General features: G+C 67.5%; 18 protein-coding genes and 1 pseudogene. 16 read left to right on the forward strand and 3 right to left on the reverse strand.

The window, feature by feature from the left end; genetic code table 11:
• The first annotated feature begins 6 nt into the window (after nt 1-6).
• Together ykgO and BMX36_RS14995 are read left to right on the forward strand one after the other, a co-directional pair.
• Nucleotides 7-132, forward strand: a complete 126-nt coding sequence (gene ykgO, locus BMX36_RS14990; protein ID WP_003046794.1) for a type B 50S ribosomal protein L36 — start codon at nt 7-9, stop codon at nt 130-132.
• 5 nt (nt 133-137) lie between these two features.
• Nucleotides 138-749: pseudogene (locus tag BMX36_RS14995) on the forward strand (HAD family hydrolase).
• A gap of 39 nt (nt 750-788) precedes the next feature.
• Here the strand turns inward: BMX36_RS14995 and pyk are convergent.
• Entirely contained in the window at nt 789-2,243 is a 1,455-nt protein-coding gene (gene pyk / locus BMX36_RS15000) for a pyruvate kinase (protein WP_093067005.1), read from the reverse strand.
• A gap of 72 nt (nt 2,244-2,315) precedes the next feature.
• On the opposite strand from pyk, the gene BMX36_RS15005 reads away from it, so the two are divergent.
• The 4 genes from BMX36_RS15005 (at nt 2,316) to BMX36_RS15020 (ending at nt 4,889) form a co-directional block, all read left to right on the forward strand.
• On the forward strand, nt 2,316-2,609 hold the full coding sequence (locus BMX36_RS15005) for a DUF1244 domain-containing protein (protein ID WP_093067007.1): 294 nt from the start codon (nt 2,316-2,318) through the stop codon (nt 2,607-2,609).
• Between the two features lie 104 nt (nt 2,610-2,713).
• Nucleotides 2,714-4,039, forward strand: coding sequence for a metal-dependent hydrolase family protein (locus BMX36_RS15010; RefSeq protein WP_093066703.1), 1,326 nt, complete (start codon nt 2,714-2,716; stop codon nt 4,037-4,039).
• 116 nt (nt 4,040-4,155) lie between these two features.
• Nucleotides 4,156-4,422, forward strand: coding sequence for a DUF2312 domain-containing protein (locus BMX36_RS15015; RefSeq protein WP_066780916.1), 267 nt, complete (start codon nt 4,156-4,158; stop codon nt 4,420-4,422).
• A gap of 44 nt (nt 4,423-4,466) precedes the next feature.
• Nucleotides 4,467-4,889, forward strand: coding sequence for a hypothetical protein (locus tag BMX36_RS15020; RefSeq protein ID WP_093066705.1), 423 nt, complete (start codon nt 4,467-4,469; stop codon nt 4,887-4,889).
• 43 nt (nt 4,890-4,932) lie between these two features.
• Here the strand turns inward: BMX36_RS15020 and BMX36_RS15025 are convergent, their stop codons facing one another.
• Entirely contained in the window at nt 4,933-6,390 is a 1,458-nt protein-coding gene (locus BMX36_RS15025) for a helicase HerA domain-containing protein (RefSeq protein WP_093066707.1), read from the reverse strand.
• Between the two features lie 77 nt (nt 6,391-6,467).
• Here BMX36_RS15025 and BMX36_RS15030 point away from each other — a divergent pair, with 77 nt between their 5' ends.
• From BMX36_RS15030 to ruvB, 5 genes are all read left to right on the forward strand, one after another.
• Nucleotides 6,468-7,211, forward strand: coding sequence for a YebC/PmpR family DNA-binding transcriptional regulator (locus BMX36_RS15030; RefSeq protein ID WP_066780923.1), 744 nt, complete (start codon nt 6,468-6,470; stop codon nt 7,209-7,211).
• A gap of 264 nt (nt 7,212-7,475) precedes the next feature.
• A complete protein-coding gene (gene ruvC / locus BMX36_RS15035) occupies nt 7,476-7,976 on the forward strand; it encodes a crossover junction endodeoxyribonuclease RuvC (protein ID WP_066781106.1) in 501 nt (166 codons plus the stop codon).
• A 167-nt stretch (nt 7,977-8,143) separates the two neighbouring features.
• A complete protein-coding gene (gene ruvA, locus BMX36_RS15040) occupies nt 8,144-8,740 on the forward strand; it encodes a Holliday junction branch migration protein RuvA (protein ID WP_093066709.1) in 597 nt (198 codons plus the stop codon).
• Nucleotides 8,741-8,905: 165 nt separating this feature from the next.
• Entirely contained in the window at nt 8,906-9,676 is a 771-nt protein-coding gene (locus tag BMX36_RS15045) for a ParA family protein (RefSeq protein WP_066781110.1), read from the forward strand.
• Between the two features lie 58 nt (nt 9,677-9,734).
• The gene (ruvB, locus tag BMX36_RS15050) at nt 9,735-10,757 is read left to right on the forward strand and encodes a Holliday junction branch migration DNA helicase RuvB (RefSeq protein WP_093066711.1); all 1,023 of its coding nucleotides are present in this window, start codon (nt 9,735-9,737) and stop codon (nt 10,755-10,757) included.
• Between the two features lie 3 nt (nt 10,758-10,760).
• On the opposite strand, the gene BMX36_RS15055 is transcribed toward ruvB, so the two are convergent.
• Nucleotides 10,761-12,905: a calcium-binding protein gene (locus BMX36_RS15055; protein ID WP_093066713.1), complete on the reverse strand. Its 2,145-nt coding sequence runs from the start codon at nt 12,903-12,905 to the stop codon at nt 10,761-10,763.
• A 203-nt stretch (nt 12,906-13,108) separates the two neighbouring features.
• Between BMX36_RS15055 and BMX36_RS15060 the strand changes: the two genes are divergently transcribed.
• From BMX36_RS15060 to tilS, 5 genes are all read left to right on the forward strand, one after another.
• Complete coding sequence (locus tag BMX36_RS15060) at nt 13,109-13,366, forward strand: hypothetical protein (RefSeq protein ID WP_143058580.1); 258 nt, start codon at nt 13,109-13,111, stop codon at nt 13,364-13,366.
• 70 nt (nt 13,367-13,436) lie between these two features.
• On the forward strand, nt 13,437-15,707 hold the full coding sequence (ptsP, locus tag BMX36_RS15065; RefSeq protein WP_093066717.1) for a phosphoenolpyruvate--protein phosphotransferase: 2,271 nt from the start codon (nt 13,437-13,439) through the stop codon (nt 15,705-15,707).
• Nucleotides 15,708-15,842: 135 nt separating this feature from the next.
• The gene (locus tag BMX36_RS15070; protein ID WP_093066719.1) at nt 15,843-16,727 is read left to right on the forward strand and encodes a helix-turn-helix domain-containing protein; all 885 of its coding nucleotides are present in this window, start codon (nt 15,843-15,845) and stop codon (nt 16,725-16,727) included.
• Between the two features lie 81 nt (nt 16,728-16,808).
• Nucleotides 16,809-17,723 (forward strand): tetratricopeptide repeat protein, encoded by a 915-nt coding sequence (locus tag BMX36_RS15075; RefSeq protein WP_093066721.1) that lies wholly within the window; start codon nt 16,809-16,811, stop codon nt 17,721-17,723.
• A 4-nt stretch (nt 17,724-17,727) separates the two neighbouring features.
• Nucleotides 17,728-18,711 (forward strand): tRNA lysidine(34) synthetase TilS, encoded by a 984-nt coding sequence (gene tilS / locus BMX36_RS15080; RefSeq protein WP_093066723.1) that lies wholly within the window; start codon nt 17,728-17,730, stop codon nt 18,709-18,711.
• Nucleotides 18,712-18,721: the final 10 nt, after the last annotated feature.

Below are 18,721 nucleotides of genomic sequence, written 5' to 3' on the forward strand. Positions count from 1 at the left end.
TCCGCCATGAAGATCCGCAACAGCCTCAAGTCGCTCAAGGACCGCCACCGCGACAACCGCGTCATCCGTCGTCGCGGCCGGACCTATGTCATCAACAAGACGAACCGTCGCTTCAAGGCCCGCCAGGGCTGATCTTGATGCGGCCGATTGCCGTTGTCTTCGACATCGGCAACGTCCTGTACGATTGGGACCCTCGGGTCCTCTAGCGGCGCCTCATCACCGATGATGAGGCGTTGGACGTTTTCCTGCGCGATGTCTGCTCCAAGGAGTGGCATTTCCAGCATGACGCCGGCCGTCCCTTCGCGGAGACGTCGGCGGAGCTTTGCGCACGCTTTCCGCAGCATGCGGACCTGATCGCCCAATGGGGCCCACGGTTCTCGGAACAGATTCCAGGGCCGGTGACAGGCATGCCCGAACTGGTGGCCGAGCTGGACGAGGCCGGCGTACCGCTGTTCGCGATCACCAATTTCAGCGACGAATTCTTCGTGCCGTTCCGCACGCAGGAAGCGGCGATGTTCGACCGGTTTCGCGACATCGTGGTGTCCGGGGCGGAGCGACTGGTGAAGCCGGATGCCGCCATTTACCGCCTGGCGCTTGAGCGATTCGGGTTGCAGCCGCACGAGGCGCTGTTCATCGACGACCGGCACGACAATGTGGCCGGCGCAAAAAAGGTGGGGATGCACGCCGTGCCGTTCAGCGACGCCGCGACGCTGCGCGCCGACCTCACCCGATTCGGCCTGCTGGGCTGAAGGGGGCGCGCCGCGCGTCGCGGGCGGCCCCCCTCATGATCAGCCGAAGCCCTTCAGTTCATCGCCGATGATGCCGACCACGTGAAGCACGTTGGTGGCGCCCGGCGTGCGGAAGGGGATGCCGGCCATGATGATCACCCGGTCGCCCGCCTTCACCACGCCCTGACGCAGGGCCATGCGCTTCGCCTTGGCGACCATCTCCTCAAAGGAATCGACATCGCGCGTGTGCACGGCATGGGTGCCCCATAGAAGCCCCAGGCGACGCGCGGTGGAAAGCTTCGGCGTCAGTACCAGCAGCGGTACCGACGGGCGCTCCCGCGCGACGCGGCGCGCGGTGGAGCCGGACGTCGTGAAGCAGATGATCGCCTTGGCGGAGATGGTTGCGGCGATGTTCTTGGCTGCTTCCGCCAGCGCGTCTGCGGTCGTGGGATCGGGGCGGGTGACGGTGAAGCGGACGCGATCCTCGTACATCGGATCACGCTCCACCGATTCGCCGATGGCGTTCATCATCGCCACCGATTCGATCGGCCAATCCCCTGCCGCGCTCTCGGCCGACAGCATGATCGCATCCGCCCCGTCGTAAACGGCAGTGGCGACATCCGAGACCTCCGCGCGGGTGGGCGAGGGAGACTTGATCATCGATTCAAGCATCTGGGTCGCGACCACCACCGGACGGCCGAGCCGGCGCGACGTTTCCACGATCCGCTTCTGCAACGGGGGCACCGTCTGCGGCGGCAGCTCCACGCCAAGATCGCCGCGCGCAACCATGACGCCGTCGCACATCTCCACGATCTCCTCCAGCCGGTCGATCGCGGCGGGTTTTTCGATCTTCGCGAGCAAGGCCGCCTTGCCGCCGATGAGCTTGCGCGCTTCGGCCAGATCCTCCGGACGTTGCACGAAGGACAGCGCGATCCAGTCGACGCCCGCCTCGATGGCGAAGGCGAGGTCGGAACGGTCCTTGTCGGTGAGCGCCGCCATGGGCACCACCACGTCCGGCACGTTCAGCCCCTTGTTGTTGCTGAGTGGGCCGCCGACCTCGACAATGGTGACGATCCGGTCCGCCTCATGCTCGGTGACGCGCAGGACCAGCTTGCCATCGTCCAGCAGCAGCCGGGCGCCCGGCGTGATCGCCTCGAAGATCTCACGATGCGGCAGTTCGACACGGGTCGCATCGCCGGGCGCGGGATCGCGATCGAGCACGAAGGTGGCGCCATGGGCGAGCTGAATCCGCCCTTCGGCGAAGCGCCCGACGCGAAGCTTGGGGCCCTGAAGATCCGCCAGAATGGTGGTGGGGCGGCCGTGGCTCTTCTCCAGCGCGCGGATCGCCTGGATGACCGCGACCTTCGAGGCCTGGTCGCCGTGGCTCATGTTGATGCGAAACGCATCGGCGCCTGCCTCGAACAGCCGGGAGATCATATCCGGCGTGCTGCTGGCCGGGCCCAATGTGGCGAGCACGCGCACCTTGCGGCTGCGGGGGGTGATCGCTCGTGCCATGTAATCGGTTTCCTCGCTTTGCCCGCGCACGCCTACTGCCTATCTGCCAGTGATCAACCTCTGGAGACGATGATGGACCCGATCGATGCGATCGACGACGCGACGGCGGCTGCTGCATTCCGCCGGCTGGTGCACCACCTGCGGCACCGGACCGACGCGCAGAACGTCGATTTGATGGGGCTGGCTGGGTTCTGTCGCAACTGCCTGTCCGATTGGGTGAGCGAAGCGGGCGGCGTGCCGAAGGATGCGGCGCGCGAGGCGATCTACGGCATGCCCTATGCCGAGTGGAAGGCGGAGCATCAGGGCGAGGCGACTCCCGAGCAGCTGAGGCGCATGGAGGAAAGTGTCGCGAAAAACGCGCGCTGATTTCCTGTCGGGCCGCTTGTCCTGGGTGCGGCCCATCTTCTACTCACCTCCCACAACGAAAAGAGCGCGGCGAACGTCGCCGGCGCGATCACGGGGGGTAGGCGATGAAGAAGACGATCCTGGCTGCAGCGATGATGGCGGCGGCCACGCCTGCTCTTGCGCAAACGGCACCGGCAGCCACTGCGGCTGCCGTCACCTATATTCACGCCGGCGCGCTGCTCGACCGACCGGGGCAGGCGCCGCGCGGCAACAGCACGATTATCGTGCGCGACGGCAAGATCGCCGAGGTGCGGGACGGCTTCGTGCGGCCGGAAGCCGGCGCGAAGCTGGTGGCGCTGAACGACAAGTTCGTCCTGCCGGGGCTGATTGACCTGCACGTCCATCTGCTGGGCATCGGCGGCGACCCGATGCGGGCGCGCCTGACCGCGCTGAACACCGAAGTGGCGGATGACGTGCTGTACGGCGCGGGCAATGCGAAGGCGACGCTGAACGCCGGATTCACCACCGTGCGCGACCTTGGCGGCGAGCCGCGCAGCATTCGGGCATTGCGCGACGCGGTGGAGCGCGGCGATGTGATGGGCCCGACGATCGTGAATGCGGGCACGGCAATCTCCGTCACGGGCGGGCATGGCGATCCACTGAACGGCCTGGCGGAGCCTTATGCCCATGCCGTGGCGCAGACGGTGGACAATACCTGCGACGGGCCGGCGGATTGCGTGCGCGCGACGCGGCGGCAGGTTGGCCTGGGCGCGCAGGTGATCAAGATCACCGCGACCGGCGGCGTCCTGTCCAACGTGTCGGGCGGGCTGGGCCGCGCCTTCACGCCGGAGGAGATGAAGGCGATCGTCGACGCGGCACACGGGCTGGGCCGCAAGGTGGCCGCGCACAGCCATGCCGCGGAAGGGACCAAGGCCGCGCTGACGGCGGGTGTCGACACGATCGAGCATGGCAGCTTCATCGACGACGAGACCATCGCGATGTTCAAGAAGACGGGCGCCTATCTGGTACCGACCGAGATCGCGCCAGTCGCCGCGGTTGCGCAGGCGCGCGCGGGCATGCTGCCGCCGGCGGTGCTGCCCAAGGCGGAGGCTGCTGCGGCCGCCATGCAGGAAAGCCATCGCAAGGCCTATAAGGCGGGCGTGAAATTCGCCTTCGGCACCGACAGCGGCGTTTCCAAACATGGCGACAATGGGCAGGAATTCGCGTTGCTGGTGGAAAAGGTGGGCATGACGCCGGCCGAGGCGATCCGAATCGCCACGGTGACGGCGGCCGAGGTGCTGGGGCAGGGCAATGCGATCGGCACGATCGAACCGGGCAAAACGGCGGACATCATCGCGGTGGATTCCTCGCCGCTCGCCGACGTGCGCCAGCTCGAGCGGGTGCGCTTCGTGATGCACAAGGGCGCGGTGGCCAAGCCGCTCGCCGAATAAGGTTTGATCGCTCCGGCGGCTTCCCATAGGAGCCGCCGCCGCAACTGATTTTCCAGTAACCGCGCCGCCCTCCTCGCAGCTGAGTCGGGCGGTGCTTCACATTTGGGGTTGAAACGATGGCTGAGGAACGCGGCGAGGGCATGGGTGGCGGTCAGGTGGCGGCAGAGGAACTGCGCCTGCTGATCGAACGCGCCGAGCGCCTGGAAGAAGAGAAGAAGGGCATCGCCGACGACATCAAGGACGTGATGGCCGAAGCGAAGTCGCGCGGATACGATCCCAAGGCGATCCGCAAGATCATGTCGATCCGCAAGAAGAAGCGGGAAGAATATCAGGAAGAGGAAATGATCCTCGAGACGTACATGCAGGCGCTGGGGATGCTGTGAGCATCGATCCGCAACTGTAACAATTCCGCCTTACGGCAGGTCGCATGAAGCTTCTTCTCCCGCTCGCTCTCCTGCTCCTGCCGACTGCGGCCGCGCACGCCGATGAGGTCGCGCCCGGCAGTTTCTGCAGCCGCATGGCGGCCCAGTTCGACATGAAACCGGTGAAGTCGGCCACCGGCAAGCCGGCCTATGAGGCGCGTGCGCTCAAGGGGCTGGGCATGGCGCTGTTCGGCGGGTCGGCAATGGTCACCATGATGATGAAGCCACCGGCCAGCGGAGACATCGGCGATCCGGCGCGCTACGGCACTGCCTGCGCCATGCAGGCCAATCGCCTCGCCTGCGCCCTGACCGGCCCAGCGGTGTTCGAGATGGCCGTTCGCGACCAGACCGCCAGCACCGAGATCCTCGCCGGAGAGGCGGCGGAGGTGAGCATGGCGAAGAACCGCATCCGCTGCGAGGATCGCTGACCCTCATCGCACTTCGTTCGGCGAGGTCGCAGCGGCAGAGGCGTCAGGTCGCCTCAGCCGCTGCCGTGGTCCAGCCGAGCCGCGCAATGGTGATCGACCGCTTGCCCGACAGATCGGTGCGCGTGACGATCAGGTCGCGGCTTTCGATATAGCCCATCAGACGCCGTACGCGGCCGAGCGAGGACGTGCCGTAGGTTTCCGCCAACGCGGCATCGCTGGGGCAGGGCGCACCCTCCTTGGCGGCCTTGGCGACGAGCAGGAACGGGCCGACCATCTCGTCGGGCAGCGCGCCCGCCAAAGCGACCGCCTCGGCCCATTCGGGATCGGCGGTGTCGAAGATGCCGGCGCGGGCCGACGACAGCCGGCGGGTGAAATCGCTAAGTTCGATGCCGGAACGCGACAGACCCTGCATCCGGCAGCGGACCTGAAAGTCCTGAAACAGCACGGACGCCGGGCGGCCAGCGGATTCGGGATCCTCGACGATCGCGCGCAGCACGTCGGCGATGATCGTGGACACCTCTTCATCCGATCGCTCTGGCTCGGGCGGGAGCGGCGCTGGCCGGGCCATTTCCGAGATGAGCTCCTCCGCCGGCACGCGGCGCGGGCGGGCCTCGAAGGCCATCGGCAGCTGCGGCGCCGCCTCCGGCTCGGGCGCGGCGAAGATCAGGTCCTGAAGATCGGCCGGCGGCGCGGAGGGGAGCGGCGTGAGCTTGGGGCTGCCGGAGCGCGCGCTGGTCTCAACCGCGCCGATCTTTACCGTTTGCGGGCGCCGGCAGACCGCGGGGCCGAGCGCCAGGAACGTGCCGCGCGGGAGATCGCGGATCGTTTCCGCCTGGCGGCGCTCCATGCCGAGCAAATCGGCGGCGCGCGCCATGTCGATGTCGAGAAAGGTGCGGCCCATCAGGAAGTTCGAAGCCTCGGCCGCGACATTCTTGGCGAGCTTCGCCAGCCGCTGCGTCGCGATGACGCCGGCGAGGCCTCGCTTTCGGCCGCGGCACATGAGGTTGGTCATGGCCGACAGCGAGGCACGGCGCACGTCCTCCGCCACTTCGCCGCCGGTTGTGGGCGCGAACAGCTGCGCCTCGTCCACCACGACCAGCGCGGGATACCAATGTTCGCGTGGGGCATCGAACATCGCCGAAAGGAAGGTGGCGGCACAGCGCATCTGCCCCTCCGCCTCCAGCCCCTCGAGGCTCAGCACCACCGAGGCCCGGTGCTCGCGCAGCCGGCCGGCGATTCGCGCGATCTCGCGCTCCGAATAGTCGGTCGCCTCGACCACGACATGGCCGTACGCCGGGCCGAGCGTAACGAAGTCGCCCTCCGGATCGATCACCACCTGTTGCACCTGCCCGGCCGACCGTTCGAGCAGTCGGCGCAGCAGATGCGATTTTCCCGAGCCCGAATTGCCCTGCACGAGCAAGCGGGTGGCGAGCAGTTCCTCAAGGTCGATCAGGACCGGCGCGCCCGAGGTGTCGGCGCCCATGTCCACGGCTATCGTCATGCGGCCGCGTTTGGCCGATGTGCGGGAGTCGGCGCAAGGCTTGATGAAGCGGGGGCCGCGCGCGTATGGCCGCGCGCATGGCAGGTCATTCCAAATTCAAGAACATCATGCACCGCAAGGGTGCGCAGGATAAGAAGCGTTCGGGCATGTTCTCGAAGCTGAGCCGCGAAATCACCGTCGCGGCGAAGATGGGGCTTCCCGATCCCGACATGAACCCGCGCCTGCGCGCGGCGGTGAACGCCGCCAAGGCGCAGTCGATGCCCAAGGACAATATCCAGCGCGCGATCGACAAGGCGAGCCGGGGCGACGCGGAGAATTACGAGGAAATCCGCTACGAGGGCTTTGGCCCCGGCGGTGTGAGCCTGATCATCGAGGCGCTGAGCGACAATCGCAACCGCACCGCCACCAATGTGCGCACCGCGGTGAGCAAGAACGGCGGCAATCTGGGCGCATCCGGATCGGTCAGCCATGGCTTCGATCGACTGGGGCTGATCAACTATCCGGCGAGCGTCGGTGACAGCGAAAAGGTGTTCGAGGCCGCGCTGGAGGCGGGCGCCGAGGATGTGACGTCGAGCGAGGACGGGCACGAGATCTGGACCGCGCAGGCCGACCTCCACGAAGTCGCCAAGGCGCTGGAGCCGGTGCTGGGCGAGGCGGAAAGCGCAAAGCTCGCCTGGCGGCCGCAGACGATGGTCGCGGTGGACGAGAGCGACGCGGCGACGCTGTTCAAGCTGATCGATGCGCTGGACGATGACGACGACGTCCAGCAGGTGTGGGGCAACTACGAAGTGTCGGACGAGGTGATGGCGAAGCTGGGGTAACCTCGGGCTATAAGCTCCTATCCTTCAGGGAAGGGTTGGGTGGGGCAGTGACGAGCGAACGTGAACTGCTCGATCGGGCGAAGGCGATGCGCGGCGATTCCGGTCGTGGGAGAAACGGCCTTGGCGGCACCTCTCCAACAGCGGCGTAGGTGAGAATATCGAGGGTGTGGTGCTGACGATTGTGAACGTCTTGAAGGATCAGCCCGATCGCTGGTCCGGCCCCCACCCCAACTCCTCCCCTGAAGGGGAGGAGCTTTCGTCGTCATGATTATTCTTGGCCTTGATCCGGGACTTGGCACGACCGGCTGGGGGGTGATCGCGGCGGAGGGCAACCGGCTGCGGCATGTCGCCAACGGGCAGATCAAGACTGATACGACCGCACCGCTGCCGCGGCGGCTGGCCAATCTTTACAGCGCATTGATCGACGTAATCCGTGCCGAGCGGCCGGACAGCGCGGCGGTGGAAGAGGTGTTGGGCAACACCAATGCGCAATCGACGCTGAAGCTGGGGCAGGCGCGCGGCGTCGTGCTGCTCGCGGGTGCCGGAGCGGGTCTGACCATCGGCGAATATCACCCCTCGACCGTGAAGAAGGCGGTGGTCGGCACTGGCGGCGCGGAAAAGCGGCAGATCCAGGCGATGATCGGCGTGCTGCTGCCGGGCGCCAAGGTTGCCGGGCCGGACGCTGCGGACGCGCTGGCGGTGGCGATCTGCCATGCGCATCATCAGGCGAGCGCAGCCGGCATGATGCGGCGCGCACAATTATAGACACGCACAACTGGCGGGCGGGGTGATGTCGTTCGCGGAACCTGAACCCCGGGGCATCATCAGGGATGATATTCACTCCGGGGCGACCTGTTGGCTGCGGATCCAAGTCCGGGGTGACGAAGGGGGAAGGGACCTGCTAACGCCGCTCGCATGACGGGGGCCGCACGATGATCGCCTATCTCAAGGGCGTGCTTGCCAGCACCACCGCGGACCATGCGGTGATCGAGGTGAGCGGTGTCGGCTATCTCGTCGGCGCGTCCTCTCGCACCCTGACGGCGCTGGGGCCGGTGGGCGAAGCGGTAATGGTGCACACCGAGATGCTGGTGGGCGAGGATTTCCAGCGACTTGTGGGCTTTGCCAGCGCGGACGAGCGCGACTGGTTCCGACTGCTCACCGGCGTGCAGGGCGTTGGTGCGCGGGTGGCGCTGGCGATCCTGTCCGCGCTGGAGCCGGCCGAACTGAACCGAGCGGTCGCCGCGCAGGACAAGGCGATGGTGGCGCGCGCCAATGGCGTCGGGCCCAAGCTTGCCGAGCGGATCGTGCGCGAACTTAAGGACAAGGCGGGCGGGATCATCCTGGGGCCGGCCGCGGCGGCGCAGGTTGCACCGGTAGGGGCGGGCGCGGACGCGGTCTCGGCGATGCTCAATCTGGGCTTCCGCCCGGCTGAGGCGAGCGCGGCGGTAGCGGCTGCGGAAGAGGAGCTTGGGCCTGGCGCGACGCTGGACGCGCTGGTCCGGCTGGCCTTGCGAAAAGCGGCAAAATGATGCGCCGCGCGACTTCCCGATGCGGGCAGATCGCGCTCACATGTCCGGGCGAACCGGCGCGGATGGTCGTTTGCCGCCGTCCTGATTGCCGGTGCCGCGGCGGCGCGCCGTTCATCGCGCGAGCGGGTGCCTGTGCCGCGACCACCGGCGAGGAGATCGAGCATCATGGCTGAGCGCGCGACGAGCGGGCGAACGACGGCAGTCTACAGCCTGAAAGGCGGCGTGGGAAAGACGACGCTGGCGGTGAACCTGGCCTGGGCGTCCGCAACCTTGTCCGCGCGGCGCACCCTGCTGTGGGATCTCGACGGGCAGGCGGCGTCGACCTGGATCCTTGGTCACGATCCGCATGGGCGCGAGGCGGGAGCGGCGATCCGGCGTGAGGTGAACCCACGTCGCCTGGTGCGCAGCACCGCGATCGAGCGGCTGGACCTGCTGCCCGCGGATGCCTCGCTGCGCGAACTGGATGTCGCCTTTCGCGTGCTGGACAAGAAGAACCGGCTGGCGAGGCTGGTCGAGGAACTGGCGGGCGAATACGACCGTATCGTGATCGACTGCCCGCCCGGCCTGACCGACACGTCCGACCAGATCATGCGCGCGGCGGATCTGGTCGCGGTGCCGGTGATCCCATCCGCCTTGTCGCGCCGCGCACTGGACGAGATCGCGGCGCATGTCGGACGCAAAAAGGGGCCGAAGGTGACGCTGGCGCCCGTCTTCTCGATGGTCGACCGTCGCCGCGCGGTGCATCGCGAGGCGCTGGACCAGCATCCCGACTGGCCGGTGATCCCGATGGCGAGCGCCTTTGAAGCGATGGCCGAGCGCCGCGCGCCGCTGGGCGCCTTCACCTCGCGCCAGGCGCCGGGCGTCGAGGCGGTGGCCGCCTTGTGGCAGCGGATCGAGGCGGCGCTGGCCGGCATGAAGAAGAGCGGCGGCGATTGAGCGGGCAGGGTCAAAGGCATAGGCGGCGCGCCCGTGCGGAGCTAATGGCACATCAGCCATGACCGATACCGACCGACTGATCACCCCGGCCCGCCGCGCCGAAGATGCCGATGCTGCGCTGCGCCCCAAGCGGCTGGACGAATTCGTCGGCCAGGCGGCGGCACGCGACAATCTGCGCGTGTTCATTGAAGCCGCGCGCACGCGCGGCGACGCGCTGGATCATGTGCTGTTCTTCGGTCCGCCGGGGCTTGGCAAGACCACGCTGGCGCAGATCGTGGCGCGCGAGATGGGCGTCGGCTTTCGCGCCACATCGGGGCCGGTGATCGCCAAATCGGGCGATCTGGCGGCGCTGCTCACCAATCTCGAGGACGGCGACGTGCTGTTCATCGACGAGATTCATCGGTTGCAGCCAGCGGTGGAGGAGGTGCTGTACCCGGCGATGGAGGATCGCGCGCTTGATCTGATGATCGGCGAGGGTCCTTCGGCGCGCAGCGTGCGGATCGATCTTCCGCGCTTCACGCTGGTTGGCGCGACGACGCGGCAGGGGCTGCTGACGACGCCGCTGCGCGACCGGTTCGGCATCCCGATCCGGCTGCAATTCTACACCGTCGAGGAACTGACCAGCGTGGTTACGCGTGCGGCGTCGCTGCTCGACCTGCATATCGCGCCGGACGGGGCGGCGGAGATCGCGCGCCGGTCGCGTGGAACGCCGCGTATCGCCGGGCGCCTGCTGCGGCGCGTGCGGGATTTCGCCAATGTCGCCGGTGTGGTGGAGGTGGACGCGGGCGCGGCCGACCGCGCGCTCAACCGGCTGGAGGTGGACAATCTGGGCCTGGACGCGATGGACCGCCGCTACCTGACAATGATCGCAGACATCTACCGCGGCGGGCCGGTGGGCGTGGAGACGCTGGCGGCGGGCCTATCCGAGCCGCGCGACACGATCGAGGAAGTGATCGAGCCGTATCTGATCCAGCTCGGCCTGGTCGCGCGCACGGCGCGGGGACGGATGCTGAACGCCGGCGGGTGGAAGCATCTGGGCCTCAATCCGCCGGCGGGCAGCCAGGATGGGCTGTTCGACTGATCGCTACAGGATGATGCGGGCGGCGATGTCGTCCGGGATAGTGGCGTAGAAAAGCAGGGTCAGATCCGACTGACCGTCGCCGTTCACATCGGCCCGGATCTGCCCATGGGAATCCATTGGCTGAGTAATGACGAGTTCACCGGCCGCGCCGGTGAAGGCATCGACGATACGGAAGGCCTGATCGCCTGCCACACTGGCATCGGCATCGATGGCCGACACATCGATCCGGTCCTCGCCGAGGCCGAAATCCATGATCCAGTCGCCCGTGCCGATCGCATCATAGACGAACAGGTCAGCGCCGGCCCCGCCCTCCAACGTGTCAAGACCGCCGCGACCGATCAGGACATCATCGCCGTCCCGGCCACGCAGGTAATTGCCGTCTGTGCTGTCGCTGCCGATCAGCTTGTCATCATGCGCGGAGCCGAAGAGGAACTCGAAGTCCCAGATCGTGTCCATGCCGGCGCCGCCGGTATCCTGCGCCGCGCCGTTCACGGACAGGTCAACGCGAACGCCGGCCGCCGCGTGACCATAATCGAGTGTATCGGTGCCAGCGCCGCCGCGCATGCGATCACTGCCGCCCGCGCCCTCGATCGTGTCGTCGCCGTCGCCGCCGATGAGCAGATCGTCAAATTGGGAGCCGCGAAGTCCCCTGATCTGATCAAGCGTATCGATCCCCGCGCCGAGCGTGTTCTGCGCGCCGCTGACGGCGAGGCTGACGCGAACCCAGCGGGCCGCATGTTCGTAGCTCGCTAGCCCGGTCCCGTAGGTGCCGGTGAGCAGGTCGTCGCCAAGACCGCCTTCCAGTTCACCCCGCCCGGTCAGATGGTTGTCGCCGGCATTGCCCCGCACGACCCAGGAAGAGGGGGCGAATGCGTCAATGTCGGCCCGACCGCTCAGCTCGACCTGGCCCACGCCGCTTGAGCCCCCGCCTTCCGAATAGCTGACGCTGCTGATGACCCGGTCCGCCTCTTCGGCATCCATGATCCGATCGCCGGCATTGTTGAGGATGAACGTGTCCGCCCCTTCGCCGCCGTAGTAAGTGTCGGGGCCGCGGCCGCCGTCCAGCACGTCATCCCCGGCCAGGCCGTATAGCGTGTCCTTGCCGTCTGTGGGCGTGCGCCCGTAGCGATCGGCCTGCCCGGGCCCGATCCAATCGGCGCCGTCGGTGCCGACACGATAAGCGACCAGCAGATCGGCCATCGAAACGGCGGTCTTGCCGAACTGCACCGTTTCCACGCCGGCGAGATGATATTCCTCATCATAGGAGCCGAAGTCGCGGTAGAGGACCGTACGACCCTCCGACGTGAGGAATACCTTGTAGCTGCCGCGACTGCCGAGCACCTGAACCAGATCCTGGCCATCCCCGCCGTCCACGTCCTTGAAGCCGGAATAGCCCTTCGCCCGCAGATCGATCACGTCGTCGCCCGCGCCGCCGAGCAGCGTGTCGCGCCCCAGGCCGGAAACCAGGCGATCATTGCCGTCGCCGCCCTGCAAACGATCGGCGAAGTCGCTGCCGAACAGCTGATCATCGCCAGCGCCGCCTGCGAGGCGATAGGAGCCGCCAACGATCACGTCGCCGCCGGAGGAGCCGTTGCCGGGTGCGCTGCCCAGCGCGCGGCCGTCGATCACGTCATTGCCGTCGCCGCCATCGACATGATCGCCCAGCGTCGCGCCCGTTGCGAGATTTCCGAGGCGCACGACATCGTCAAAGGCGCTGCCAAAGATCGAGCCGACCCGCTCGAAACCGGCGATGCGACCGGTGCCGAGGCGCGCGGACCCACCTGACGATTGAGTGGCGAAGTTGAGCGTCACGCCCTGATCCGCGGCTGTCAGATCAAGAAACAACGTGTCGACGCCCTCTCCGCCAAGCAGAATGTCGTTATAGCCGCCACCGATGACGTCATCGCCGATGCCGCCGTCCACGCGATCCTGATCCGCGGCGGCATCGAACCGCGCCGGGAGAAAGGCACCGAAGAAATCGACCAGCGCCATGCCGCTGGTGAGAATGTCGGTTCCCGATCCGCCGTAGATTCGATCGGCGCCCAACCCGCCGAACAGTCGATCATTGCCGTCTTCGCCGTTGATTACGTCAATGTCGTCAGTGCCCGAATAATAATCGGCCGCCGAAGTACCGCTGAACAATGCCATGCTGATCCGCCCCCAAGATTATCGATGCGTTGCCGAAATGCCGTGGAGCGTCAAGGCGTTGAACTGCTGATCACAGATGGGGCACCGCCCAGCGACGGGACAGGGAACGGCCTTGGCAGCGCGGCGCTATTTTGCTGAAGCGATGCCCAATGGGACCCGGTGACAGCGGCCGGCGTTCTTCTGTCGCCAACAAGAGGATCAAGATGACGCAGACGCCCCCGGTGCCGCCCGCCAATACCTCGCCTTATCCAATCCAGGAGCCGCCGCACCCGCCAAGCCCGCCTGCGCCACCGCAGAAGTCGGAGGAGGAATGGGCCGAGCCGCGGCGTGGATGGTCCGTGGGACGGATCGTGGGAGCGGCGGCCGGCGTCGGTGCGATCGCGATCGGCGTCGCGGCCGTGCTGTTTCCGCGCGATGGCAAGCCCCAGCCGCCGGCGAAGAAAAAGAAACGCAAGAACTGACATTTCGCTGCAATGCCGCGCAACAAAATGTTGCGTGGCACCCAGCCTGTTCGCCTGCTAGCGACACCTGATGCTGTCCGCTGCCGCCTCTGCCCGCGAAATACTGGTCAACCTTCACGATGTCATGGCGGCCCGCTCCAATGCGCAAGCCAAGCTGAACCAGGTGGTCGAGATCATCGGCGAGGCGCTGAACAGCGAAGTCTGTTCTATATACCTGCTGCGGGAAGGCGTGCTGGAACTGTTCGCGACGCGCGGGCTTTCGGCGGACGCGGTTCATGTCACCAAGCTTGCCATGGGCGAGGGGCTAGTCGGCACCATTGCCGAGAATGGCGAAGTGCTGAACCTGGATGAGGCCGCGAGCCACCCGGATTTCGCCTATAAGCCCGAGACGGGCGAGGATCGGTTCCATAGTTTTGCCGGCGTGCCGATCATCCGGCGCGAGCGTTCGGTGGGCGTTCTGGCAGTGCAGCATGCCGATCCGCGCCGTTATGCCGATATCGAGATCGAGGCGTTGCAGACCGTGGCGATGGTGCTCAGCGAGCTGATCGCCAATGCCGGGCTGATCGACCCTGCAGGGCCGCGCAATCGACCGCAGCAGCCCACCGCCAGCATCCGCCTGACCGGGCAGAAGCTGGTGGAGGGCATGGCGGCAGGTGCCGCGGTGTTCCACCAGCCACGCATTCATATCGAACATACGGTGGCCGAGGACACGGAAGCCGAGCGGCACCGCGTCTATGCCGCATTCGACAAGATGCGCGAGCAGATCGACCGCATGACTCGAGAGGCGGAGTTCGGCGTCGGCGGCGAGCATGAGGAAGTGCTCGAGACCTACAAGATGTTCGCCTATGACGAGGGTTGGGCGCGCCGCATCAACGAGGCGATCGACAGCGGGCTGACCGCGGAAGCGGCGATCGAGCGGGTGCAGCAGCGCACGCGCCAGCGGATGCGGCAGATCGACGACCCGCTGCTGGCCGACCGGATGCACGACCTGGAGGACCTGTCCAACCGGCTGCTGCGCATCGTTTCCGGGCAGATGGGCACGGCGGCGCAGCTTGGCCTGAGGCAGGACACGATCCTGATCGCGCGCAACCTGGGGCCGGCGGAACTGCTGGAATATGATCGCCGGCGGCTGAAGGGCGTGATCCTGGAGGAAGGATCGCTGACCGCGCATGTCACCATCGTGGCGCGCGCCATGGGCGTGCCGGTGCTGGGCCGGGTGCGCGACGTGCGCCGGCAGATCGCCGAGGGCGACATGCTGCTGCTGGACGTGGGCGAGGGATCGGTGGTGGTGCGCCCGTCCAGCTCGATGGAAGAAGCGTTCGAGGCCAAGCTGGCGCTGAGGCAGAAGCGTCGAGCCGCCTATGCGCGGCTGCGCGATGTCGCGCCGGAAACGAAGGACGGCCATCGTGTGACCGTGATGGTCAATGCCGGCCTGCGCGATGACGTGGCGGCACTGGACGTGACCGGCGCGGACGGCATCGGCCTGTTCCGCACCGAATTCCAGTTCCTCGTGTCGGCAACGTTGCCGCAGCGCGAGCGCCAGCAGCGGCTGTACCGCGAAGTGCTGGACGTCGCCGGCGACCGGCCGGTGATTTTTCGCACGGTGGATATCGGCGGGGATAAGGCGCTGCCCTACCTGGCGCAGCATGACGGCGACGAGGAAAACCCGGCCATGGGCTGGCGCGCGCTGAGGCTGGCGCTGGAGCGCAACGGGTTGATGAAGGCGCAAGCCCGTGCCCTGCTGGATGCCGCGGCGGGGCGCACGCTGAACGTGATGTTCCCGATGGTCAGCGAGGCGTGGGAGTTTGCCGAAGCGCGGGCGCTGTTCGAGCAGCAGCGCACCTGGTTGGACTCGCGCAATCGGCGGATGCCGATCGAGATCCGATATGGCGCCATGCTGGAGGTGCCGAGCCTCGCCTATCAGCTGGACCTGTTGCTGCCGCAGGTGGATTTCCTGTCGATCGGCACCAATGATCTGACCCAGTTCCTGTTCGCCGCCGACCGCGCCAATCCGAAGCTGGCGGAGCGGTACGACTGGCTTTCGGCGTCCATCCTGCGCTTCATCGCCAGCGTGCTGGAGCCGTCGCGGGCGGCAGGCGTGCCGGTGGCGATCTGTGGCGAGATGGGCGGACGGCCGCTCGAGGCGCTGGCGCTGATCGGCATCGGTATCGATCGGCTGTCGATCACGCCGGCGGCGGTGGGGCCGATCAAGGCCATGGTGCAATCGCTGAACTATGCGGCAGTACGCGCGGAAATGTCCCGACTCCTGGCCGATCCCCCCCGCGACATGCGTGCGGCACTGGGCACATGGGCGCAGACGAATGGGGTGGAGCTGGGATGAGGACCGGCGACGCCCCGGCAAAGCGAGGGGCGTCGCGGACCAAAAGCGGTGTGGCTCGATTGACACAGATGGCTCGCTCTGGGAGACGTGCCACCGAGGGCGGACGGGGTCGGTTCGCCCGAAGCGGAGAAGCGAATGACTGAGGCCGAGCGCGGCGACAACGCGACGCTCTTCCCGCAACCTGTTGGCGAGAGGCTGCGCGCCGCGCGCGAGCGACACGGCATGTCGCTGGCCGAGATCGGCGCTCGCACCCGCGTGCCGCTGCGTCATCTGGAGGCGATCGAGGCGTCCAATTACGGCGCCCTGCCGTCGCCCACCTATGCCGTCGGGTTCGTGCGCGCTTATGCGCGTGCGGTCGGCGAGGACGAGGTGACGCTGGCGCGGGATGTGCGCGCCGAGGCGAATGACGCGCCGCGCGTGACGCCCAAATACCAGCCCTATGAGGTTGCCGATCCGACGCGTGTGCCCAGCCGCGGGCTGGTGATCGCGGCCGCCGGCGTCGCGCTGGCGATCGTGGTGCTCGCCGTCCTCTGGCTCGGCAGCAGCCTGTTCCGCGGCGGTGACGGAACCCCGGCGCCGGCAGCGCCGTCCGTGGCGGTAGCGGTGCCGGCGGCACAGCCGACAGCTGCGCCCAAGGCAGCGCCGCAGGTGACGTTGACGGCGACGGACGAAGTGTGGCTGCGTGTCTATGACGCAGCGGACAAGACGCTTTACATCGGCACCATGAAGGCGGGTGAGCGGTTCGACGTGCCCGCCGATGCGAACGATCCGATGATCAACGTGGGGCGGCCGGACAAGCTGCGCGTGACGCTGAACGGATCGGTGCTGCCGCCGCTGGGCGATGGCCGGCGTGCGATCAAGGACGTGCGGGTGAGCGCCGACGCGCTGAGCGCGCGGGCTGGCGGCCAGGCCGCGCCTGCCGCTGCTTCTCCTGCCGCTGCCGCGCCCGGCACCACGCCTGCGGCTGCGTCATCCGTTCCGCCTGCGTTTGCCGGGGAATCGACAGCTCCGGTGCGCTGATCGCTGGCCCTTCAGGCTGGCGACAGGCGGGAAGGTGCAGCTATAGCATGGTTGTTAACCCAATCCGGGGGCTGTTGATCAATGCGTAGGTTCCTCATTGCCGTGATTCTCGCCGGGGCGGCGACGCCTGCTGTTGCACAGTCCGGGCTGGAGGGCCGCGTCGGCAAGCTGGAAAGCGAGATGCGCGCGGTGCAACGCAAGGTCTTTCCAGGCGGCGCGGGAGCTTATGTCGAGCCGCAAGTGCGCGCCGCCCCCCAAACGCCGGAAGAGATTGGCGCGCCCGCGTCTAGCGCGATTTATGACCTGACGCAGCGCGTGTCGTCGCTTGAATCCCAGATCGCGTCGATGACGGGGCAGATCGAGCAGACGCAATATCGCATGCGTCAGCTGGAGGATCAGTTCGCCGCCTACAAAAAGGCGACCGACGCGCGCCTGGGCAGCGGTGAGACGCCGGCGGTGGGGAGTGATCTGGGCGCTGGCGAAGGTGGCCCGGTGGTTCCGCCACCGCCGCGCGCCGTCGCGACCCGGCCGGCCCCTGCTTCCGCCGCAGCCGCCCCGGGCGGGCGCGCGGCGCAGGTTGCGGCCGTGGTCAGGCCGGCGACGGGCCAGCCTGACGAGGACGAATATCTCTACGGTTACCGTTTGTGGGACGCCAAATTGTACCCGGAGGCGGCCGAGCAGCTGAAGAAGGTGGTGGCGACATATCCCAAGTCGCGGCGCGCGAGCTTTGCGCAGAACCTGCTTGGGCGGGCGTACCTCGACGATGGCAAGCCAAGCCTCGCGTCCATCGCTTTCTACGACAATTACAAGAAGATGCCGGACGGTGAGCGGGCCGCCGACAGCCTGTATTATCTTGGTCAGTCGCTGATGAAGCTGAACAAGCCGGCCGATGCCTGCAAGGTCTATGGCGAGTTGCTTGACGTCTATGGCGACAAGATCGGCCAGGGCATGAAGGACGACGTCGCGCGGGCGCGCACCTCCGCCAAGTGCAAGTAAGGGCGTGGCCGAGCCGGCCGATGTTGCGCGTTTCCGGCGCGACCTGATCGCGCTGACCCGCGAGGCGCCGTCACGCGAGCGGCCGATCGCGGTTGCGGTTTCCGGCGGTCCTGACAGCATGGCACTGCTGGCGCTGGCAGCCGCGGCGTTTCCCGACGCGGTGATCGCCGCCACCGTGGACCACGGGCTGCGCGAGGCCGCCGCAGAAGAAGCACGGATGGTAGCGCGGGAAGCCGAGACGCTTGGCGTGCCGCATGCCGTGCTGACGGTCGCCGGGCCGATCGCAGGGGCGAGCCTGCAGGCGCGGGCGCGTGACGCGCGCTACGCCCTGCTCGCCGACTGGGCCGAGCAAAGCCGCGCCATGGCAGTGGCGACCGCCCATCATGCCGATGATCAGGCGGAGACGTTCTTGATGCGCGCCTCCCGCGGATCGGGCGTGTCGGGTCTCGCGTCGATCCGGGCGACCACCGTGGTGGCGGGCGCGCCGGTGGTGCGCCCGCTGCTTGCCTGGCGCAGGGCGGCGTTGCGCGCCATCGTGCGGCGGGCCGGGCTGCCTTTCGTGAATGATCCGGCGAACAGCGATCCGCGCCACGACCGGACACGATTTCGCCAGTTGCTGGATGGCAACGAATGGCTTGATCCACCGGCGCTGGCGCGGACGGCGGCGGCCGTCGCGGAGGCGGAGCGCGATCTGGTGGAAATCGCACTGCTGCTGTGGCGCGAGCGGGTGGAGATGACCGGCGACAGCGTGACCCTAGATCCCGCCGGCCTGCCACGCGATCCGCTGCGCCGCATGGTGCGACGCGCGATCGCGACCGTCCGCGCCGCGCATGACATCGTCTCCCCGGCCTTTGACGAATCGGCGAATATCGAGCCGCTGCTGGACACCCTGTTGGCCGGGCGACGGGCGACGCACGGGGGCGTGCTGGCCAGTCCGCGACGCGGCCGCTGGCACTTCAAGGTTGCGCCGTCGCGTCGATCACTCTGAGCGACGAAAA

This window comes from Sphingomonas sp. OV641 (assembly GCF_900109205.1).
Lineage (GTDB): Bacteria > Pseudomonadota > Alphaproteobacteria > Sphingomonadales > Sphingomonadaceae > Sphingomonas.